The 22371-nt window shown below is 42.9% G+C and carries 16 protein-coding genes, 1 pseudogene and 1 riboswitch; of the genes and pseudogenes, 2 read left to right on the top strand and 15 right to left on the bottom strand.

The window, feature by feature from the left end; genetic code table 11:
• On the top strand, positions 1 to 1602 hold a 1602-nt coding region (locus tag WMO75_RS03095; protein WP_349077602.1), incomplete at its 5' end, for a lectin like domain-containing protein.
• Between the two features lie 49 nt (positions 1603 to 1651).
• Here WMO75_RS03095 and WMO75_RS03090 read toward each other — a convergent pair.
• The 14 genes from WMO75_RS03090 to WMO75_RS03025 form a co-directional block, all read right to left on the bottom strand.
• Positions 1652 to 4378, bottom strand: a complete 2727-nt coding sequence (locus WMO75_RS03090) for a hybrid sensor histidine kinase/response regulator (protein WP_349077600.1) — start codon at positions 4376 to 4378, stop codon at positions 1652 to 1654.
• A gap of 347 nt (positions 4379 to 4725) precedes the next feature.
• Positions 4726 to 5049, bottom strand: a complete 324-nt coding sequence (locus WMO75_RS03085; RefSeq protein WP_349077599.1) for a glycine betaine ABC transporter substrate-binding protein — start codon at positions 5047 to 5049, stop codon at positions 4726 to 4728.
• Positions 5050 to 5208: 159 nt separating this feature from the next.
• Positions 5209 to 8415 carry a response regulator gene (locus WMO75_RS03080; protein WP_349077598.1) on the bottom strand — a complete coding sequence of 1069 codons (3207 nt, stop codon included), beginning with the start codon at positions 8413 to 8415 and terminating at the stop codon, positions 5209 to 5211.
• Between the two features lie 228 nt (positions 8416 to 8643).
• Positions 8644 to 8734, bottom strand: a riboswitch (cyclic di-GMP riboswitch).
• Positions 8726 to 8986 (bottom strand): hypothetical protein, encoded by a 261-nt coding sequence (locus WMO75_RS03075; protein WP_147399620.1) that lies wholly within the window; start codon positions 8984 to 8986, stop codon positions 8726 to 8728. It overlaps the preceding riboswitch by 9 nt.
• Positions 8987 to 9042: 56 nt before the next feature.
• A complete protein-coding gene (locus tag WMO75_RS03070) occupies positions 9043 to 9714 on the bottom strand; it encodes a DUF4956 domain-containing protein (RefSeq protein WP_118252001.1) in 672 nt (223 codons plus the stop codon).
• Positions 9711 to 10460 carry a polyphosphate polymerase domain-containing protein gene (locus WMO75_RS03065; protein WP_118697987.1) on the bottom strand — a complete coding sequence of 250 codons (750 nt, stop codon included), beginning with the start codon at positions 10458 to 10460 and terminating at the stop codon, positions 9711 to 9713. Before WMO75_RS03065 ends, WMO75_RS03070 begins: the two co-directional genes overlap by 4 nt.
• Positions 10450 to 12228, bottom strand: coding sequence for a CotH kinase family protein (locus WMO75_RS03060; protein ID WP_243111518.1), 1779 nt, complete (start codon positions 12226 to 12228; stop codon positions 10450 to 10452). The genes WMO75_RS03065 and WMO75_RS03060 overlap by 11 nt, the downstream gene beginning before the upstream one ends.
• Positions 12215 to 13684, bottom strand: a complete 1470-nt coding sequence (gene pelG / locus WMO75_RS03055) for an exopolysaccharide Pel transporter PelG (protein WP_118252003.1) — start codon at positions 13682 to 13684, stop codon at positions 12215 to 12217. Before pelG ends, WMO75_RS03060 begins: the two co-directional genes overlap by 14 nt.
• Entirely contained in the window at positions 13665 to 15089 is a 1425-nt protein-coding gene (pelF, locus tag WMO75_RS03050) for a GT4 family glycosyltransferase PelF (protein ID WP_349077595.1), read from the bottom strand. Before pelF ends, pelG begins: the two co-directional genes overlap by 20 nt.
• 39 nt (positions 15090 to 15128) lie before the next feature.
• On the bottom strand, positions 15129 to 16973 hold the full coding sequence (locus tag WMO75_RS03045) for a DUF2194 domain-containing protein (protein ID WP_349077593.1): 1845 nt from the start codon (positions 16971 to 16973) through the stop codon (positions 15129 to 15131).
• Complete coding sequence (locus tag WMO75_RS03040; protein ID WP_173906758.1) at positions 16961 to 17854, bottom strand: hypothetical protein; 894 nt, start codon at positions 17852 to 17854, stop codon at positions 16961 to 16963. Before WMO75_RS03040 ends, WMO75_RS03045 begins: the two co-directional genes overlap by 13 nt.
• Positions 17851 to 19962: an NAD-dependent epimerase/dehydratase family protein gene (locus WMO75_RS03035; protein ID WP_349077591.1), complete on the bottom strand. Its 2112-nt coding sequence runs from the start codon at positions 19960 to 19962 to the stop codon at positions 17851 to 17853. Before WMO75_RS03035 ends, WMO75_RS03040 begins: the two co-directional genes overlap by 4 nt.
• 52 nt (positions 19963 to 20014) lie before the next feature.
• Positions 20015 to 20242, bottom strand: a complete 228-nt coding sequence (locus WMO75_RS03030; protein ID WP_303223697.1) for a GGDEF domain-containing protein — start codon at positions 20240 to 20242, stop codon at positions 20015 to 20017.
• A complete protein-coding gene (locus tag WMO75_RS03025; protein WP_147399619.1) occupies positions 20239 to 20436 on the bottom strand; it encodes a hypothetical protein in 198 nt (65 codons plus the stop codon). The genes WMO75_RS03030 and WMO75_RS03025 overlap by 4 nt, the downstream gene beginning before the upstream one ends.
• Before the next feature lie 143 nt (positions 20437 to 20579).
• On the opposite strand from WMO75_RS03025, the pseudogene WMO75_RS03020 reads away from it, so the two are divergent.
• Positions 20580 to 20954 (top strand): annotated as a pseudogene (locus WMO75_RS03020) (IS1634 family transposase); the annotation flags it as partial.
• 389 nt (positions 20955 to 21343) lie between these two features.
• Here WMO75_RS03020 and WMO75_RS03015 read toward each other — a convergent pair.
• Entirely contained in the window at positions 21344 to 22210 is an 867-nt protein-coding gene (locus WMO75_RS03015) for a hypothetical protein (protein ID WP_349077587.1), read from the bottom strand.
• Positions 22211 to 22371 lie beyond the last annotated feature (161 nt).

The following is a 22371-nucleotide window of genomic DNA, read 5'->3' as shown; positions in this document are numbered from 1 at the left end:
TCCTGCTATCCTTTTGACGGTGTGGTTAATCATGCAGTTACTCTTATTGGGTGGGACGACAATTACAAAAAAGAAAATTTCTCCTCCAACTCCGGTGTAACAACAGACGGCGCATGGATTGTCAAAAACAGCTACGGAACTTCCTGGGGAGACGATGGATATTTTTATATTTCCTATGAAGACAAATCATTAAAAAATCTTGTCAGTGACACCGCTGTCACCACCCCGGCCTATCCGAATAATTACTTTTATGACGGAGTCACTGCCAGCACCGCCAGCCTTAATCTCCCGGCCGGTTACTCTGTTGCCAATATTTTTATCGCAAAAGCCGGAAATGGAAGCTATGAAGAACTCGGTGAGATCGTAACCGCCTCCAAAAACGATTACGCTTCCTACCAGATTCAGATTTACACAGACCTGAAAAATCCATCCAATCCAGTCAGCGGAACACCTGCCTATGCAGAGCCTTTTGAATACACACAGGCACTCGCCGGAATTGATACCATCCCCCTTCCGGAACCGGTTCTGCTTGCCCCGGGTTCTCAGTATTCCGTTGTCATCACCGTGACCGGAAACCCGGTTTCCTACTATGTGGAAAAATCTCAAGACCTCGGCTGGATCACCGTTTCTGCCGACACCAGCCCGAACCAGAGCTTTTATTCCAGAAATGGATCTTCCTGGATTGATGTTGGGAAGCTTGCAGATCCGTATTGCTTTTCGATTAAGGCGCATACGAAGACTGTAACTTTTGTTCCTACGGCTACGCCAACGCCGACCGTTACGGTGACTCCGACTGTTTCTCCGATGCCTACTGTTACTGCAACTCCAGTTCCGACTGTTTCTCCGACACCAACCGTTACTGTAACTCCGACTGCTACTCCAAAACCAACCGCTACTCCAAAACCAACCGCTACTCCAAAACCGACCGCCACTCCGAAACCGCGTACCTACCAGGTAAAATATGTCAAAAATACCCGGCTCAGTGTAGGAAGTCTTCCTTCTGATAAGACCAAATACACTTCCGGACGAAATGTCAAAGTTCAGAAAGCACCTTACTGCACTTCCCGTTTCTTCACCGGCTGGAATACCAGAGCCGATGGAAAAGGTACACGTTACTTACCGGGACAGACCTTTAAGATCAAACAGAACATCACTTTGTACGCACAATGGAGCCTGAGTTATACAGCTTCTTCTCTGATCTACCGTGTAACCGGCAGGCAGACCGTCACCTGTTACGGAACTTCCAACAGCCGCCTGAACAGAGTAGTCATTCCTCTTACCATCAAATGCACAGGCGTTACCTACAAAGTAACTTCTGTATGGACCAAAGCTTTTACCGGAAAGAAAAATCTTACCAGTGTCGTAATCGGAAATAATGTCACAACAATCGGTAGCCAGGCTTTCTATAACTGCAAAAATCTGAAGACCGTCACGATCGGTACCGGACTGACACGCATCGGTTCCCAGGCATTCCGGAATGTAAAAGCAAAATGCGTCATCACAATCAAAAGCACCCGCCTTACCACCGTTTCCTCTAAAATCGATCAGGGTGTAAAAAAAGATGACCGTCCGCGTTCCAAAAGCAAAATATTCAGCCTATAACCGCCTGCTGCGAAAACACTCCAGAACAGTCCTTGTGAAACGATTCTGATCAGTCCACCATCTGTGGCTGAACCAGTTTTGCCACTGCCCGAAGTACAAGTTCCGTATTCAGCGGCTTCGCAATGTGTTCGTTCATCCCAGCTTCTTTTGACCTTATTTTATCTTCCGTAAAAGCATTTGCAGTCATTGCAATGATGGGAATTGTTCTGGCATCTTTTCTGTTCAATCTGCGGATTCTTTCGGTTGCTTCATAACCATCCATCTCCGGCATCATGACATCCATCAGGATCGCATCGAAGCAGCCTTCCGCAGATTTTTCAAAAATTTCAAGGGCTTCCCGGCCATTCCATGCCTTTGTCACAACCGCCCCCGCATTCTGTGTGATAAATTCCACGATTTCCATATTCAGTTCATTGTCCTCAACCAGAAGGATATTCATCCCGGCAATGGAACATACAGATTTCTTTGCTTTCTGTTCTGCCTCTCTTTTTTCCGTATCAATTTTGAACGGTATCGTTATCACAAATGTAGTCCCCTTGTCCTTCTCACTCTCAAAAGTAATATCTCCGCCCATTCTTTTTACAAGCGCCATCGTAATCGACATTCCAAGTCCCGTACTGCCATATTTGCTGTAACCGCCGACCCTCTCCTGCGTGAACGGTTCAAAAAGATGTTCCTGGAATTCCCGGCTCATGCCAATTCCCGTATCTCTGCAGGTAAATTCGAACACTGCAGTATCACCCTCTGTAGAAATCTCTCTGCATCTCAGCATAATCTTGCCATGCTCCTTATTATACTTGACTGCGTTACTTATAAAATTCATCATGATACGTTTTACATAAACCGGACTGCCGATCAGATTCCAGTGGGCAACTCCAATGTTGTCCTGGGTGATTTCTATTTTTCGTTCCTCCGCCATTTTTTCGATTACTTTAAGAACACTTTGTTCTATATCATGAAGGTTAAATGGAACCTCCTCCAGCATAATCTCACCGGATTCCAGTTTTCCCATATCAAGAACCTCATTGATCAGCTCCAGCAGAAGGTGAGAGGCATCCCTGATCTTTTCTCTGCATTCTGCCAGTTTATTTATATCATTATGGTAATAATCCGCGACCTCGAGCATCCCGCAGATTCCATTGATCGGTGTGCGGATATCATGACTCATTCTCCTGAGGAAATTTGTCTTGGCTTCACTGGCACGCTCTGCAGTATCCAGTGCTTCTTTCAGAAGCTTCTGCTGTCGGATTTCAGCCTCCACGACATCATCTACATTCAGGAATCCCAGCACAATGATCCCTGAATCCTCGTTTCTGATAACGCGGAACTGATAATAATGAATCTCATCTCCGTTTTTTACCCGGTAGTTGCCCTTGTACTCTTCTTTTTCCCTGATCCTCTTACGCACATTGCGAAGCCTCAGTACTTCATGCAGCATATCGCGGTCATCCGGATGCACCCGCTCTTCAATGTATTTTGCAAGAAACTTCTTATAAGAATAGCTGCCGTCCTCTTTCTTCTTCAGTCCATCTTCATTTCCCTCTTCCTCTTTGATGATCGAGAGCGTTTTTTCTCGGAGATTCAGAAGATATACATCCCTGTAATTGCTGCTGAGTGTACGGACAATACTGACCTGCGTCTCATATTCCTCCTGTGACCGGGTAATATCCACTCCATACAAAAGTCCCTCCAGATGATTATTCGACGGATTTATCAAAAGCCGTACCACGTACTTTGAAATACGTGCAATATTGTCATCATAATAGCATTTCGAAATTCTCGTTATCTCCACCTGTCCTGCATTGTAGTTCTCAAGCATGGAGTTTCGACAAAAAGCATCGATGAAATCCTGTCTGTCCTGCTCCTTCGGAATATACTGTGCCGTATCCCGGACAAACGCATCAATCGTACAATCCGACTCCAGTGTATCCACGATCGCAGATGTTCCACCGGTTTTGAGTATCTTATCATCCGTGATATCCAGATGAAAATATCCCGCCGCATGAGAAATGGAACCGATCAGGGAATTCAGTTGATTTTCATATATTTTGCGTGCATTTACATCATTATCCTCGCATGCGGCAGCGATTACAAAATCCTGCTCATCCTCCGTTTCACCGTTTCTGGTAACCAGAAGATAGTAATAATGCGTCTCTTCTCCTGCACTCCTGAAATGCACCCTGAAGCTCGATGAATTTGCAAGTTTCTGTTCCAGATAATCCAGTTCCATTTTTTTCAGGACGTAGCTGCGGTCATCCGGATGGATATAGCGGGTAAGATATTCCCTCACTGTATCATAATCCGCATTATCTTTCACAATACTGTTGTCCGGATCATTTGTAAATTCAGAGCGGTAAACAGAAATTGTTTTCTGCTGACGGTTGACAGAATAAACTGCCACATAGTCCGAAGCAAGCCGATTGACTGCCCCCAGAAGACGCAGAGATTTCTCTCCTGTAGGAATCGCACTTGACAGTCTCTCTCCCTCTGCAACGGTACTGAAAACCAGTGCATGCCCTCTGCCGCCGTCTGGAAGGATGGTATCCACCGCATCCACAGTCTCGTAAATATGACGAATGGGATCCAGATACGTCTTTGGACCACAGATTCCATTGACCACCGGACACGGCGGACATGGTGCATCCAGTCCCATCAGTGCTTTGTAACATTTCATTCCCATCTGAAGGCTCGGATAGATTTCCTTCGCTGTCTCGTTAAACCCAATAATATTGTAATCCCCGTCAATACTGTAATATCCTGATGAATGTGCCCCCATAAAGTCCCCTTTCCTGTTCCATTCTATTTCGTAACTGTTCAGCACCCTCACAGTCACGAGTCAAAATGCCTCGCGGGATACTGCTTTCTGAATAGTTACCTAACTGTTTAATACATCGAACTGCATAAACAGTATTATCAATAAGAGTATATCATTTTTTGAAGCAATTGGAAATCTGTTTATTTGTTGTGGGAAATATAAAAATTTATTACTAATAACCAGATGTTTAGCACAACTGAAGCATATGATATCATTTGTTATAGAATTTGATCAGGAATGCTCTTAGTTATAAAGTCGCGGCAGGTATCTTCGCATCTCATATACCCGCCACGACTTTGGATAAAAATTTAACGCATATTATGTTCTTCCAGTTCCGGAAAATCTTCATAAAGGTCTGCACGGAGCAGATATACACCATTGTATTCCGGGAAGAAGTGCAGATCATCCTCCAGAGTCACCAGTCCAAACCGCTTATTCAGCCCGTCTGTGGAATACACGACAGTCACATCCATATTTCCGGCATTGATCCCGACATACTTTAATCCGCGGTCGATTGTGTTATTCTGTCTGAAATCCAACCCGTATGTAGAAGCAAAAGATTTACTCTGGAATACAATATCTGCATGCCAAACAAGATCGCTCTGAATCGCATTTTCGAAAATTTTTTCCATGATATCTGGAATTCACACACTGATAATAACAATCGCCACAATGTATTGTCCATGATCAGACATGCTATTCATTCAGTAGAGATTATAGCTGAAGTTAATTAACTAAGAGGCAGACCGTACGTCTGCCTCTTTTCTTTCCCATACACACCTGGAATTGAATCACAGCCAGTTTTCCAGAACATTATTCAGCTTATTCATATCCAGCGGTTTCGCGATATGTCCATTCATGCCTGTGTTCTTGGCCAGCTGTACATCTTCTGCAAAAGCATTGGCAGTCATGGCAACAATTGGCAGTTTTCCCTGTTCACCCGGAAGGCTCCTGATTGCCGCTGTTGCCTCATAACCATTCATAACAGGCATTTGGATATCCATAAAAACAAGATCATACAATCCTTCCGGAGAAGCTTCCACTTTTTCAACTGCGATTTTTCCATTTTCTGCTGTTTCCACTTCTGCCCCTGTCATCTCCAAAATTTCAACAGCAATTTCTCTGTTTAACTCATTATCCTCGACCAGCAGGATCTTTTTTCCTGTATAGTCTGCCTCTGACAGCTCCTCCAGATAATTTCTTGCTGTTTTTTCTTTTCTGCCAGAAGTAAACTGCCGCAATGTAGCCGTCAAACGGGAACGGAACAGCGGTTTTGCAATAAAAGCATCTACGCCTGCAGCCTTTGCTTCTTCTTCGATCTCGCTGAATTCATAAGATGTCAGTACAATAATGGTAATCTCTTTCCCTATCCGTTTCCGGATCTGTCTGGCTGTCTCTATGCCATCCATTTCCGGCATCTTCCAGTCCAGGATAACAGCAAAATAATCATTTTTTAGCTCATGACGTGCATAACAACGTTCAACAGCTTCCCTGCCAGAAAGAACCCATTCACCTGTAATACCGATTTCTTTCAGTGTGGCAACTGTACTTTCACAACATGTCTTATCATCATCCACAACCAGAACAGGCAGATTCATCAGATTTCTGTCCTGTTCTTTTTCTTTTTCCTGAAGTTCCAGATAAATTGTTACTGTAATTTTAGTTCCCTTATGTAAGGTGCTTTCCACTTTAATATTACCATTCATCAGGTTCACAATATTTCTGCTGATTGCCATTCCAAGACCGGTTCCCTGAACTCTGGTTGTCCGATGGTCATCTGCGCGGCTGAAAGGATCAAACATGATTTTCTGGAATTCCGGTGACATACCGATCCCATTATCCTCAATCGTAAATTCATAGCATCCAAGTTCCGAAAATCCATTTGGCTTTTCCTCTATGGAAAAAGTAATATTCCCACCATCCGGTGTATACTTGATCGCATTACTCATCAGATTCACAAATACCTGCTGGATTCTCAGGCTATCACCACAGACACTCTCATGTTCAATGTGATTAATGTGTATATCTAAATTGTGTTTATGTTCATCAATCACCGGTTTTGTGAGTGTTATAAGATTATCCACCAGATCTGGCAGATTGAAATCCTCCTGTGCCAGCGTCATTTTTCCACTTTCAATACGTGCCATATCCAGCACTTCATTAATCAGCCCCAGCAGATGACGGCTTGATTTTGTAATTTTGCTGAGACACTCAATGACTCTGTCCTGACTCTCAATATTTGCTCCTGCGATTGCCGTCAGACCCACAATGGCATTCATCGGTGTCCGGATATCATGGGACATATTGGAAAGGAATTCTGTTTTCGCACGATTTGCATTTTCTGCGGATCGGTAAGCCTCTTTCAGTGCCTGACGGGATTCAATCTCTGCTTTCTTCTCCTGTGTCACATCCATGGATGCCAGCAATACCTTTACCAGCTTTCCATTCTCCCATTCCAGAGGAATATAAGAAGCGATTTTATAAATCTTTTCATCCAGGCTGCAGTACTCAAACTTATAAATATCATTTTCACTTTTCAGATTCTTCCGGATATTTTCCGGTGCTGTCAGGATATTCATAGTCTCCAATGGTTCCAGTGTCTTATATTTTTCAAGAACCTGTATCTGAAAATCATGATAGAATCCCAAAGGTTTATATATCATCTGTCCATTCAGGTTGTAGAATTCATATCTGTCATTTTCCAGATCACAGACAACAAAACGGTCAACCAGACGCACAATGCTCTGGATCAGCTGCTCCATGGAAGCATTGTCCGCTGCCATTTGCAGATGCCGTGCGCTCTCCACCTTTGCCTCTGTAATATCCCGCAGGAAAATCATGGCATATTCTGAATCCTCTATCTCTCCACGTATGATCACATTACGGACCCATCGTTCTTCACCATTCAGAGTGATGCGGCACTCCAAAGCCAGTTCTGTTTCCAGACCCTTCAGCTTTTCTGCAACATAACCACGATTGTAAAAAGCGGATACCGCCTTCTTATCTATTTCCACGACATAGGAATCCACAAAATGCCGGATCAGTTCATCCCATGTATGACTCTGTTCAAAGACCGTCATCAGGGACGGTTCAACCTTAAAGGTATCAAAAGTATTCGCTTCCAGATTCACATAATACTCGCACAGATCTGCTTTCGTGAATGCTCTATGGAAAGCAGCAGATTTTTGTGCCTGCATGGCCTCTTTTTTCTCTGCATCAATATTAATAAAAATCCCGGCAATCCTGCTGGCAGAACCATCCAGCCGGCGTATCACTTCTGCCGATGCCCGAAACCACTGGTATTGATTATCCTTCATTCTCATACGATACTCTACCTGGTATTTTATCTGGTTCGTCTTATCCTTAATTGCCGCCTGAAGCTGCACCATTACTCTTTCTTTATCCTGTGGATGCAGAAGGTCTGACCAGGATTCCAGTTTATTCGGAAAGTCCAGAGTGTCATGATAGCCAAGCATTTTTCGGAATTCATGACTCCAGTTTGCATTCACAATCTCACTGTTTTCGTCACAGTCAAAATACCAGAAGCCGGAATAGATAGCCTCATTGAGCAGTGCCAAATTTACATGATCCCAGTTGACCTGTACGGACATAACCCAGATCTGTCTGCCTGCTTCATCTGTCGCATCCTCTTTATAAAGCCGTACATTATTCACGGTACCGTCCGCAGTAAGGATCTGTGCTTCCCCTGCTCCGTGAAGCTGCGAAAAACGGTCTCGATTCATTATATCTTCCCCATTATAAAAGAAGTTTTTCAATGAGCCTTTTGTCTGTTTCATGAAAGTATCGAATGTATATCCTGTACTATGCAACAGCAGATTATTCACAGACAAAATAGACAGGTTTTGGTCATAAGATCCTGTCATTATACCTACCCCGCCATTATTTTCCAGTGTTTTCTGTACGGCCTGTAACATGGCCTGTGTCTGCCCCGTTACATTCTCACCTAATGAATATATTTTGTCTTCATAATTTTTCATTTTATAAAAATCCTCTCTCCGTCTTATGCCTTCTTCATCCTGCTTTTATCTGTATACAGAGAACCTGTCCCTGCCAGTTTTCTTACCCATTTGGGCATACAAAAAAGAACACATGCCAAAATATGCCAGTGTCCCTACTACATTTCTTCAAAATCACACATCCGTATAGTATAAAAGTTATCGAAATCTCTTCCGTTTTCACATCTTTTCTATATATGATATGAAAACAGTGGCAACCGGCTGACCTGGTCAAACTTTTTGACTTTAGCCCCTTCTGGCTTTGCGTCCCTGCCTTTCAGCAGGTTTGCCTTTAAATAATTTCTATTTTTATCAAAAACAAAATACCATAAAGTTTTTCATACGTCAATATTGCTGGATAGAAAATCTGTGTATTTTGCGTATGCCAGCCTGCATTGTCAGTTATCGATCGGCTCGCCAAACCACTCACCATAAAATTATTTATTACAATTTCACTGGCTGCAAGATGTGGAACCTTTACACCATCTCCTTTTCCACAAAATAAGAGCCTTGCCGAAGCAAGGCTCTTACTAAGCGTTTTTCTTCGATTCAAAGAATCTATTCGGCTTGTGATTACCGCATAAATCAACCAGTTATAATCTTTTCATTTTATCCGTGATACTCTCCATTATACTGGATCAATGTAATATCTTCTACATTTGTGATCTTCCGGATCCTCTCTGTGAAATCGAGATCATTCTGCCGACAGAATACCTCAACTGCCATCTCTGTTTTCTCCCCACGCATCGTCTTTGACTTTATGAAATATTTCATTTTTCCAAAGTTGCGGATAATTTCATCACCTGCCTCATCTCCCTGATAATGAATCACTGCGATATAGATCCTGCCCTTCTGCTGCTTATGATAGAACAAAAAGATCATTGCGATCATTACAACTGCCGCGATCAGAGCCAGCACATACATTCCTGCTCCGGTTGTGATTCCTGTAGTGATCGCCCAGAAAAGATATAGCAGATCCATCGGATCTTTCACCGCTGTACGGAAACGAACGATAGACAACGCTCCGACCATACCAAGTGAGATCACAATGTTCGTACTGATCGCCAGAGTAACCATACAGGTAAGAAGCGTCATTCCGACCAAAGTAACCGCAAAGCTTCTGGAAAAGATTACCCCTACATAAAATTTGCTGTAAACCATATAGATCACCGCTCCAAGAAGCAATGCAATGATCAGCGAAATTGCCATCTTCGGTGCATTAAAGCTGTCAAATACGCCGGATTCCAGCACCGACTTCTTAATCATATCTTGTATACTCATAATAGTTTTCTCTCCTGTGTTTCATTCCAATATTCAAACCCATGCAAATACTGCGATTTTTCATAACAGAGTACATATTTTGATACTGCTGTGAATTCTTGTGCATTTGGTGGAAGCAAGTCACGCACGATCTGTGGAAGCATCTCTGTGAATTTCACTTCCATAACCAGTTTCCCCGGTTCAAGCACCGGAAGTGTCGGAAGGGACGGATCAAAGATGTCATAACTTCCGACCGCAGCCCTCACATCACTGTCAAATGTAATCCTGACTGTCCCCTCATCCATGATCCACGGTACACGGTCATAGTCAACGATCGTGCGTGGACGCATGAGATTGCTGACACATTCCACATAAAATTCTCTGCACAATGAATACGGACTGCTTAACAAAAATTTATAATCTCCATCAAGGATCTTATAGAATTCTTCCTTTGTCAGCGGAGCACTTTCTTTATAAATATAACTTCCGAATTTCTTCTTCCGCTCCAGCTTGATCGAACGGTCACTACAATCATAAATACGGATCCTGTATTTTTTTCGCATCAGGACACCAGATTCCTTTTCCGCATAAGCGCTGTTGAAATAATCTTCAAAATAGAGGCTGCGGATCATATAACCATTTCCCTTTGCATTTGGATCCTTTTTCAGCAAATGCTTCATCCTCAGCTCCAGCAATTCTTTCTCACTGGTACTGATCAGATATTTCCATTCATTACGGAAGCGTTCTTTTGATAAATCATTCCTCATAAATATCTTCCTCAACATTTTGGCCGCCTGTAATGTAGAAACATTTCATACCATAATTCTTTCCAGCGTCTGTTACATAATAATCAAAAGCATCCTGCGTCTGTCCAGATGTATTTGTCGCACGGATACGCACAAAATACTGACCATCTGCCGGAACTGTAGTCTCCGCTTCCGGAATTTGAATATTATCCTGACGAAATACAATCTCATTAAACTTATAATCTTTTGCCAGTTCAACTGTGTAAGTGATCGTCTCTGCATCAAAGTCATACGATGCGTCCCAGTTGAACTTCAAAATATTTCCCTCGATCACCGGTTTTCCGATATAAAACGGCATTGGCTTTTCCAGGCTCTCCTTATAAAGTTTATAATTTTGTTCTACCTCTGAAGGGATTGCCGATGCAATTGTTTCATACTTCGCTTCAGTCAACGGTGCATACATCTGGTCCGGCATCTGATTTAAATACTTCTGAGTAACTGTACGATATTCCTCTATCATACTACTGATCCGATCCACACTGAGATAGGATCTCAGATCCTGGATCGCCGCGTCAAGTTCCTCACGGAAATCCTCGGACTGCAGACATCTTTGAAAAAGAACATTTCCCCAGTAATTGCTGACTCCACATTCCCAACTTTCCTGATCGAAACGATTCTGAATGTTGTATTCGGTTCTCATGAAAGAGCCGTCATTATCCCACGCAATCAGATACCATGTGTCCGAATTCTGTGGACTATATAAATATGTATTACGATTCTGTGTATCTACATTTCCGGTCAGTATCTGATACGCCATCCAGTACGTCAGATTTTCTCTGTCAAAATATTGATCCAGGATATCCGCAATCGGTTGAGAAATATCATTCAGATCTGTCAGCATTTGAATCAGTTTCGTATGATCTGAATTTCCTTTGATCTCCAGGAGCTTTTCAAAGGCTTTCTGGTCATAGGTCGGATCGTCTTCTTTTTTTATTACATCTTCATAGCGGAAAAACTCAAACGAATTAATTTTGTACAACTGTCCTTTCGAATCCATTCCATGGTTCTTCATTCCTGTCTTGTTCAGCTGTTCCACCTGTGTGTACAATCCATAGTCCTGGAATTCTGAGCTGTCCCCCTCGGTAAGATCTCTTACATATAAATGTACGAACTGAGTTCTAAGAGACATCAGCTGCGGTATCCCTTTCAGAAGATCGTAGGACAGCTTATTACGGAAACGCATTCCCTCTGTCTGATGTTTATTCAGATTGATTGTGCGCTGTCCACGCCAGGTTCCTTTGTTCTTCTTCAGCTCAATCTTGTAGTTTTTCTGTGCATTACGGCTTGATGTCTGTCCTCTGATCTGCACAGTAGCATTCGGCACATTTTCACCATATCCAACCTCCCCTCTCTGCGGACCTGACTCATCACCAACCTGAAGAAGCGCCGCTGTCTGGTAACGGTCTACTCCCATCTTGTCATAATCATAGGCCGAATAACTGTTGATCTCCTTCCAGGTGTGATCCGTTCCCTCTGAAGAATTTCCGCGGGAAACGGTGAGATACATCGTCACAACACTCGTCTCGTCATCATTTTCATAGAGACTATCCTTATCCCTGAGGTGAACGTCGTTGATATCCTGTGTCTCTGCCTTTTTTATCTCTTCCTGTTGTTCTGTCTGTTTCTTTGAAGTATCCCCTGTGTTCTCCGGGGTGGTACATCCCGTCAGGCAACAGGACATTCCTAATAAAAGGGCACATCCCAACGCAAGTAATTTATATTTTTTCAAGCTTATCTCCCCTCTCTATTTTCTCTTCCAAAAAGCATCCAAGCCGTGTGAAGAAACCTGTTTTATCCTCTGCTACGATCGGCTGTACACTCAAAATATAATACGGTAGTTTTTTTATAAAATATCCAAGACGCAGTGTACAGATCAAAAAGAACACTGCACTTCCCAGTAAAAATCCAAACCCATAATACACCTGTGGGAAGAATAAAGACACACAGGTAAATGTCGTCGTACACGCGGCGAACATTCCTGTTGCAAATAATGCTCCTTTGTAATCTGTAAAATAAAGTAAGATCAACATCATTGTGTTAGCAATTGCATAGAGTCCATAGCCGACACAGAGTGTACGGAAATATCCTTCCATAAGATCATTAAATCCAAGCGGAAGATATGTCAGAAGCAGCTGTCCGATCGAAATCGCCAGTGCCGTTGTAAGTAGCTGCTTTAACGCCGTATATTTCAGCTCCATGTTTAAAACCTTTCTCATCTCATTTCCCGCCTGCAGGATATCCTTGATTTCTCCCTTGTCATTAAACAAACTATAATAATTCCGATATTTCGGATAGAAATTCACTTCCACAGATACAACGAAATTAACGGTTGTAATAAGAATCGTCAAATAGGCGATCATCGCAGGTACATCATGATACGGTGCACCATAAAATAATCCCTGAACATGTACACGGATCGGTCCGCACCACATGATAACAAGATGTGCAAATAGTCCGATGTTCGTGAACAAGCCTGTAAACGCAAGCGGAAGGAACTGATCCACCCAGCGTAAAAAGAAAAATGCACTGATCTCTCTCTGCGGAAAATAACGGTACAACAGCGTCACATCCCAAAGCAGCATGATTCCATAACCGATCGTAACTGCGATCATCAACGCCTCTACATGTGGAATCCCAATCAGGATCAATAGGAATCCGACCAACAATGATACCGCTACCGCTGTAATAAATGAAATAAGAATCCCTTTGTAATCCTTGATCGCTGTCAGATAACTCATCGCATTCCAGGTGACGATCAATTCTCCGAAAAACTCCAGGCACAAAAACTGATCGATCAGATTGATTCCTGAAAACAGAAGAAAAATCCCATACATGATTCCGCCGACTAAAAGCAGGATCGCTGTTGAACCCCAGAAAGAAGAAAGCACCGCCTCGTGGCGTTCTTCATACAGCATATCCGCAATATATCTCGTCACGACCATAGAGAAGAAACTGGTCACGGTCAACGAAGCGAGAAGTGTGTAAGTAATCATACAGTTCAGAAGTTCCCGGTTATGTCTCGTCGCACCGGTATGATCGCAGATAAAAGCGATTCCTACCAACAGCACGATACCGAGCAGCATCGGACCTGTACAGATCACTCCTGCATACCCATACGCTTTTGCCGTCGCTGCAAGTCCGCGCTTCTGGAATAATTTTTTTAACTCAAATCCGATTCCGGCCATCTGCCTCTTCCACCTCCTGATACATCTTCCGGTACTTTTCAATCATTTCTTCTTTTCGATAATATGCTTTCACTCGTTTCTGTGCATTCTTCCCCATGCGGAGTCTCCGAGTTCTGGAAGCGCACATCTGATCCATTGCCTGCGCGAGCCCCTCTCGATACATCGGTGGAACACAATATCCTGCTGTTCCGTATCGATCCTCCTCATTACCATTCAGAAGCTCCCTGCAGCATCCTACATCTGTAGTCACACAAGGCCGCCTTGCAGCAAATGATTCTAAAACAGACAGCGGCTGTCCTTCCGATATACTCGTCAAAATTGTAAAATCCAGCTTCTCCATATAAGAGATGATATCCACTCGTCCTGTAAAGATCACATTTTCCAGATGAAGCTGATCGACCAGCGCATAACACTCCTGCGCATACTCCTCATCATCGACGCCTCCCATAATGTGGAGACGTACATGCTCTCTTGTCGTGCAAAGCTCATAAAACGCATAGATCATCGTCTTGATATCCTTGATCGGTGCCAGACGCACGATCGCACCGATGTCAACCCATCCGTCTTCCTCTTTCAATGGAATAGGGGAAAGCCTTTCATAGTTGATTCCGTTCTCAACGACACGACATTTCTCCTTGTCACATCCCATCTGGATCTGTGCATGCATGGCATTGGTAAATAATGCTGAGACTAGAAACGCTCTCGTATAAATAATATCCGACAGCATATAGAAGAAAGAAATCCACTGCTTTTTAAATGCCGGCTGTACCCATTTTGCACGAATGATCTCTTCTTCACGCTCTCTTGTGTATATTCCATGCTCTGTCAGCAGCACTTTCTTCTTATAAGCATACCCGCCTAGGCATGCAAGAAGTCCGCCATATCCTGTACAGATTGCATGATAGACATCTGCCTTGGGCACTTCACTTCCCATTAGATAAAGGACCGGAAGCAGCATAGAACGCATTGTGTGAAATGCATCCGCAAACGGAGTATATGGATAATCTTTTATACAGCACTCCGTCAATATATTCAGGAATTCCTCACTTCTTAAAAAAGACATAGGATTCAGCTTCTGGTCATGATAGAGCCGAAACAAGATTTCCCAATTCGGGCGTCTACACAGCATCAGCTCTTTCAGGCTGTTCGTCTCTTCCTCTGTAAAGGCATGAAGCATTTTTCCTGAATCCTTCAGCCGCAAGGCGTCATCCAGAAAGACCTCGTGAACTTCTACAACATTTTTCGGAAGCTCGTAGACAAATTTCCCTTTATCCTTCGCATTTGCCCCAATCACCCACAGAACAAACTCATGCTCTTTCATTTCATTGATATACTGGTGCATCCAGGTGGATACACCTCCAAATATGTAGGGATAACACCCCTCCAATATGAGACAGATTCTCACAATTAACTCCTTATCTGTCGCGTGTTACCGCTTTGTATTTCAATCTTCTAATTTCTCAATAGTTACTGTTGGTTCCTTTGCCTGAAGCAGATAGAGATTTCCTGTCAGATGTGTAAGTTTTCCTCCCGAAACTTCACCCGGTGTTCCTTCATTGATCCTCACCATAAAATATGCTTCATCATAGAAGTTTTTAAGCTTCAATTCTATAGACTGCTCTGTCACTGTCTTTGTAAATGTAACCGCTCCATAACGCTGAATCGCACCGGATAGTTCCGAACCGGTGAGTTGTCTCAAGGACGGTGCCGAATCCACCAGCCAGTCCATATATTCAGCGAGGTTGCTCTTCATCTTTTCCCAGCCAAGCGCTGCACCGCGGTCTTCGTCCAGAAGATCATCCGGATGAATAAAATGACTGTTCACAAAATGCATATTTAATTCCGACAGTGCCGCCATCTTCATATAATCATCGATAATTGCACCGGAGATGATACGCGGCTGTTCTACAATCCCATCCTTTGCAACTTCAAATTCCTGCACATACGCAAACTCACCGGTGAAATAATTACTGGCGATCGTCCGGATCTCCGGGAAATCTTTCGCGAGCATCTCTCTTCCTTCTGCTGACAATACATTGGACGGCGGTACATAGACTGACATTGATACACTGGGAAATGTATCCTCTCCAAAATGGATCAATTCTTTTACAGCCTTTTTCATGGCCGCCTCATTTTTCCATGTATCATACGGAAGCACGTCACCATAATCCACATTTGAAAGACTCAACGGCTGATGATTGTATCCATGATACCCGAGTTCTCCACCTTGATGAAGCAGCATATTTCCAAAATACTGAAAACGTCTGGTATCCTTCTGTTTCTTAATCGTTCCATCCGTCGCATCCTCATAATTTTCAATAATCACACCGGTATAGCGAATGTTGTGATCGGATGCAAGCTCCTGCATATCCGGCCACCACACATCCATATAGAAATCACTAATGCTCATTCCATAGTCCCGCTTCACATAAGTAGCATCTCCCTCCGGAACCGGTGATGGAAAGTCATCCAGATAAAATGCTGATCCATTGATCACCGGATAAACCCCCACATCAGTAAGGAGACTGTAGGAAGCCGCATAGAATCCACGCACCGCTTTCTCATACAGTCCAAAGTTGTCTACTACAAACTTCCCTTTTCCATATTGGTTCTCCCAGATCAGCGGCGCTCCCTTTTCATCTCTGATTCTCGCATATACCTGTGCTTTTTCGCTCAACTCGACCGCCCAGGCAGCATCATACGGATCTGTGATCGTATAAGCCTGTCCCCCGCCAAGCATAAATTCCGGTTCAAAATAAATACTGTCTACAAGTGTATTGTCATATCCGGAAGAAATGATTCCAAGCTTCTGCTCAATCACTGATGAATACACTGTTTTCTGAAGTGTCAGGGCAAAAAGTACATTCCCACCTTCTGACACCCAATCACACAGTTCCATAAGATTCTCTTTCAACGGACTTACATCACTCAGTAATACAACAACCGTTTCATAAGCATGATAATCTGGAATAGAGGATGCACTCTGCAGGTCTACCACATCTGTTCCAACCTTCATATCTTTAAAAATTTGTTGAAACTGCTCCCATGCAGCCACACTCGCCTCATCTTCACTGTTACGAAGTACCAGACAGGTCTTCGGCAGTGATTTCGCAGCCATCTGTTCCGTAACCACTTCTTCCTGACTGAGATATGCGACTTTTCTGTCTTTTTCAGTATATTGAATTCCACTTCGTTCAGCAAAAAGGACGACCGCGATCATCAGAAATACACCCAGGATCACCAACATACTTTTAAACGGAAATGTTTTCAATGATTTTAATCCAGCCAAAAAGCCAATACCTCCTTACTCTTAGACGACAGATAGATCTGCTCCTCTTTCATCTGTCTTAAACACTGCTGCAACTCCGCTCCCTTTTTTCGTTCTGCCAGATACCGGATCTTCAAAATCCAGAACTCCTCTTTCCGATGCCATTTCTGATCCATCAGCCCTAGAATCTCTTTCGCCTGAACATAATCTCCTGTTTTCATCAGATTTTGGAACAGACGCACACATGTGGAGAGCGTCGTTTTCACCTTCAGCTTTTGTCTTAAAAGACGGATATAACGTTCCCTCTGTTCTCTCTCCATCTGGGCTTCCAGAATCCCCTGATTCAGATACTCTTCCATAAAATCACAGTACTGCTCCAGGATCTCCGGATCGTCCGGTGATGCCGCATACAGCTTCTCCATCTTCTGCAAACGAAAATCATATTCCTTGGAAAGTTCAACCATGGCTGTGATCGCATAATGGACAACCTCTACATCTTCATTCATGCGGGCCTGTTTCAGAAGATCCATATATTCTTCCGGATCATCATTTAACACATCCATGATCAGTTCACGGCGCACTCTCGGTTCGTTAATCAAAAGTGCTTCCTCTAACGGAACGATCTTTTTGTCCGTATCCGAAACTGCCTGAAAAATATTTTTATAAATCTCTTCATTTACACGAAGCTTTTCCACTCCCGGTTCTATCCTATTGTCTCTTCTGGTCAGCATTTGCAAATGCAAAAGCAGCACGCACACTGTTCCCCAGAAAGGAACGAAGATCACAAGTGCCATCAGATATTTTTTCACCTTCAGCAGATGTGTCTTTATCCCCAGCCAGACCAGCACACAGCAGACAATATGTAACAGGATCAGGAATATTCCAAGCACTGTCTGAATCATAATTTTTCTCCTGTATTTGCATTCTCCACGGTATCGATCTCATGACAGACGAAGCCGTCATTTTCCAGTCTTGCAAGAATGATCGGCAAGGAACTTCTGTCCGTCTGTGAAAGAATGAGGAAGAGCTCTCCTTTTTCAGAAATCCCCCTGACATCATTTTCACGGACCGAAGCCTGTAGCGCTGTGTCTGCCTCTTCCAGTGTCATCTTCGGATACTCCAGCTTCAAAAGCACATAGGATGCCCGATTCTCCTCCCTCATAGAATGGAAGGAATACAGCCGTTCTTCAAAATACTCCTGCTTCAATATACGTGTCCCCTGCACGTACTGCCTGTTCTTGATTGCCTCCTGATATTCCAGTGCGCGCAAAAGTGCTGTTTCTACCAGACCGCAGAGAATCTGGAACAGATTCAGATAATAGAGGGAAAGCTGTTCATTTCCCACTTCCTGAATGAAAATCAGCATCACAAGCTCTCCATCCTTGTGAATCCCGTTCATATACATCGGATAGCCGTCCAGGAAATTCCGGTTTACCCACACCTTTCCGGACACAATCGTCTCTTTCGCTTCCAGATAATCATCCAGACAAATGGATTTTTTCAACACATCTGTCATTCCCTGGGATGCGATCTCAAGACGTCCATAGCTCTGATTCTTTCCAACTGAATAAATCGCAAATGTATGATTCTCAAGAACTGATTCCATCACATGCAGAGTTTCAATAAAAAGCTCCTGCGGAAGAATGATATCCAGTTTTTTCGTAATATCAAAAATCTTACCAAGGCTGTCACGGCTTCCCAGAATCTGCTTCTTGTACTGCCGTTTATCAGAAAGCGTCTCCTGATACATTTCTCTCATAAACAGAAATTTATCCAGGATCAGTTTATTCTCCTCTTTCATGAATTGAATATTATCTCTGTTTTTCAGTCGGATGTAACCACAGATCGCGCCGACTGCAAAATAGAAGATAAACGGAATCCAGTTCGAAGGTTCGTAGAAAAGTGTCGTCCAGCCGATCCCGGTTTTCGTATATGCTGCCAGCAATGAAAGTGTTTCCAGCCCCGCTGCAGCAAGCCCGTAATTAATGCCGTACAGACTGCTGAACAGCACGATGTAAACAAGTCTCAGATCGATCATCTGAAACTGCACCTGATTTCCCGCCACCCGGTTCAGTGCTTCAAAAACAAAAAATGTGAGCAGCAATTCCGCGATTCTCACGATTTTATCATGTGCTTTCAAAAAAGTTTTTACTACATCGATCTTCCGTGTCTTATGGTTCGTTTTCTCACAATAATCCTCATAAATTTCTGTGAGATCCTCCAAAAGAGAAATCTTCGGAAACCAACCGTATTCATTTCTCAGAACGTGGTCATCAGATATCCCATCCCGGATCAGCACATCTGACAAATAGGTAATGTTTGCAGCTGGAAACATCTGTGCCAGTCTCTCCCCGAACTGTTGAAAAGTAAAATGAAATACCTGCGGAACCTGAAGACAGGCGCTCCCCTCTCCCCAGTTATCAAAAATCTTGTATAATAAATCCCCAAGATCCCTCAAAGCAAGAAAATGCATCTCCTGTGCCGGTGCTTCTTCAAATGTAATCTGCTTCTTATTGATCACAGTTGAGAACAGCTTGAAAAAATAATCCTCCTCATAAGTACCGGAATAAAGATACGGCACACGCAGGATCTTGACAGCGATCTGATGCAGCTCGCCGTATTGCCTGCAGAACTCTTCTGCCGAGCGGACCATCAGCGTCTTTCCTGTTGTATCTTTATATAAACTATCCGGTCCTGTAATATACAGAAGCCTGGAATTCAGATTCCCCTTATAGTAATGTAATATCTTGCGTAAAGTCTCAATCTCACCCTCCATCGTCCCATGAAATGTAAGATAATTAGAAAAATAAATCACTCCCTCAAATTCATACGTCTTGAAAATGTCTTTGAATTCTTCCTCCGTCTTCGGCATCGGGTATACCGATAAGCTCTTATTGCGATTTGACTTTTGTTCAATCTCTCCAAGAAGAAGGATCTGACACTCAGGGAAAGCCTCCTCGATAAATTCTGTTGTAATATATCCGATATTTCCGGTCACCAGTAATTTCATACGTCACCTCGTAATCATATATTGCACATTTCTATCATTTCCAAACTATCATTTATGCAGAAGATGTATTTTCTTTTATCCTCTTTTTGTCTTTATACATCTTCTCGTCAGCACAATGAATCAGCTCCGGCAGATTCTTTTCCTCTGCATCTGTCCAGGCGTATCCCATTGCAACAGAGATAGGAATGTCACTTTGTTCATCGGCAAATTCAATCTCCGCTCTGACTTGCCTTATGATTTCTTCCGTTTCTTCGGCTGTCTTGTTTTTCAGAATAATCACGAACTCATCACCGCCGATTCTGTAACACTGACCGTTCTGTTTCCAAGACCGGTCATCGTATCCATATAGGCCATTCTTGCATAGATCTCGACATTGGCATTCTCCTGAACCTGCTCATACATTACGATACAGGCTGCATTGATCAAAAATGCGATAACTGCCGAATCATTTCTTATTATACCATAGGCTCTCATTTTGAGTTTATTTTTTTTCAAAAAAAGGGGATGTAAAAAAACTCGATTGAGTTTTTTCGCATCTCCCTTTTTGTACCTGTTGTGTATAAATGACTGAAATCATGCGCAAAGAAAGCGCACTTCCCCTACCCCATAAATCCTGCGTTGGCAAGAAAGCCAAAAACGAGATTCGGAAAATGGCAGACAAAGCCTCCAACTATGCTACTCACAAGGCCATGACAAGAGAGGAATTAGGGGATTCCACGAAATGCGTGAAGATCATCAGCAAAGATAAGGACGGGGAAAAGATAAAACCTGTGGTAGAGATTGATAAAGAAAAAATCAACGAAGACCTGAAGTATGCCGGATACAACCTCATGGTCACCTCTGAACTGGATATGGAACCACTTCAAGTCTACCAAACCTACCATTGTTTATGGAAGATTGAAGAATCCTTCCGCATTACAAAGTCTTATTTGGATGCACGTCCGGTTTATGTGCAAAAAAAGGAACAATCTATGGCATTTTTTAATTTATGTAAGGCTTTGTGATCTTTCGGCGTTAATACTATACCTTCCATACTATTTATCAGTATCCGCAGTGCTGGATTTTCGTCCACAATTTTCATTGCTTTCACCTGGAGTTCACGATATTCTGGGTGATTCTTTTTCAGATACTTAGTCACCCATTTCTCCACCGATTCCCATAGTGTACTTTGCTTCCATATGATATCCTGTTTTTTTCGCATATTGCATTTCTCCCTTCTGAAGTTTTCTTTTCAGTTACATGACTATACCAGAAGTCGGGGAAATATCAATTCATCAGATGTACTGAAAAAGAGTGGTGGGAATTGGGGATAGTAGATATGAGAAAATGGGTAAAAAAATTCCCCAGATGCCACAACCATCTGAGGAGTTCTTACTATGTATTATCTTGTTGTAAATGTAATGTTAGCCGTTACACCTTTTAAAGAATTAAGATTTGCTGTGTAAAGTTCAGCGTCATCACCTTCGTAATATACAAATACTTTTACAGCCTGATTATCTTCATTAACTTCCTGATAAGCAACAGTGTTAATCAGACCAAACTCTGCTGTATCTCCAGTGTATGCAGTACCGTCAGCATTAAAGTAGCTCCATGTTTTAGCTCCTGCATCATAAATCTGTATACCATTAGCACCAACAATCATAACACGAACTGCTTCGTCCATAGCTTTGCTTGTGATCGTATCATCAAGTGTTACTTCTGAAGCATACAGTTTTGTAGTTGTTACATCTTTTACAGTCATGCGGAATTTAAAGTTATTTAACAGATAATATTTAGCAGTATCACTTGTAACATCAGCGTTTTTCCATTCCGCTTCAGCACCTTTTGCAGATGCTGTACCAGAAGAAGCTGTTGTCCATTTCCAAGCTAATCCATCACCATAACCATCTGTACCATTTGTACCTGTAGTTTTTACATCAAGTGCTGTTGTTTCTGTTCCTGTTTTATCCGTAGCAGTTAACTGCATTGGAGTAACAGGTGATAATTTGTAGTCTGTTTTCGAACCTGCTTTATCAGCATCAACTGCAATTGTTCCACCTGTAAAATTCGTTCCAACATTTTGAATTTCCAGAAACTTAACATCAGCTGTTGCAGTTACGTTCATCTTTTCAGCTTTTACACTATTGTTACTTGCAAACCAAGCATATGTACTTGATCCGAGTGCTACAGCGGCTACGCATACCATGGCAACAGCTGCTGCCATCTGTTTTTTCAGCGCTTTCACGCTGTTGTTTTTTGTTTCGTTCATATCATTCTCTCCCTCGTACAGTTTTGGGAATTTCCTGCAGTTAGAATTCTTTTTTGTATTTAGATCAAACTCCCACCGGGCCCGGTTAGGAGAGTTTCCCTCTACCGTTTCCGGTGAGGCTTTCAGCTAACCACAAAATTGCTTCCCTGCCACGGGAATTC

The organism is Blautia intestinihominis, from assembly GCF_040096655.1.
Lineage (GTDB): Bacteria > Bacillota > Clostridia > Lachnospirales > Lachnospiraceae > Blautia_A > Blautia_A intestinihominis.
Note: the sequence above shows the minus strand (reverse complement) of the source record. Positions and strands in the feature narration are given on the sequence as shown.

What these genes read in the sequence shown, in the direction of transcription:
- WMO75_RS03090 (WP_349077600.1), bottom strand. Translation starts at nt 4,378, where the DNA reads ATGGGGGCACATTCATCAGGATATTACAGTATTGACGGGGATTACAAT.
- WMO75_RS03085 (WP_349077599.1), bottom strand. Translation starts at nt 5,049, where the DNA reads ATGGAAAAAATTTTCGAAAATGCGATTCAGAGCGATCTTGTTTGGCAT.
- WMO75_RS03080 (WP_349077598.1), bottom strand. Translation starts at nt 8,415, where the DNA reads ATGAAAAATTATGAAGACAAAATATATTCATTAGGTGAGAATGTAACG.
- WMO75_RS03070 (WP_118252001.1), bottom strand. Translation starts at nt 9,714, where the DNA reads ATGAGTATACAAGATATGATTAAGAAGTCGGTGCTGGAATCCGGCGTA.
- WMO75_RS03065 (WP_118697987.1), bottom strand. Translation starts at nt 10,460, where the DNA reads ATGAGGAATGATTTATCAAAAGAACGCTTCCGTAATGAATGGAAATAT.
- pelG (WP_118252003.1), bottom strand. Translation starts at nt 13,684, where the DNA reads ATGGCCGGAATCGGATTTGAGTTAAAAAAATTATTCCAGAAGCGCGGA.
- WMO75_RS03040 (WP_173906758.1), bottom strand. Translation starts at nt 17,854, where the DNA reads ATGATTCAGACAGTGCTTGGAATATTCCTGATCCTGTTACATATTGTC.
- WMO75_RS03035 (WP_349077591.1), bottom strand. Translation starts at nt 19,962, where the DNA reads ATGAAATTACTGGTGACCGGAAATATCGGATATATTACAACAGAATTT.
- WMO75_RS03025 (WP_147399619.1), bottom strand. Translation starts at nt 20,436, where the DNA reads ATGAGAGCCTATGGTATAATAAGAAATGATTCGGCAGTTATCGCATTT.
- WMO75_RS03015 (WP_349077587.1), bottom strand. Translation starts at nt 22,210, where the DNA reads ATGAACGAAACAAAAAACAACAGCGTGAAAGCGCTGAAAAAACAGATG.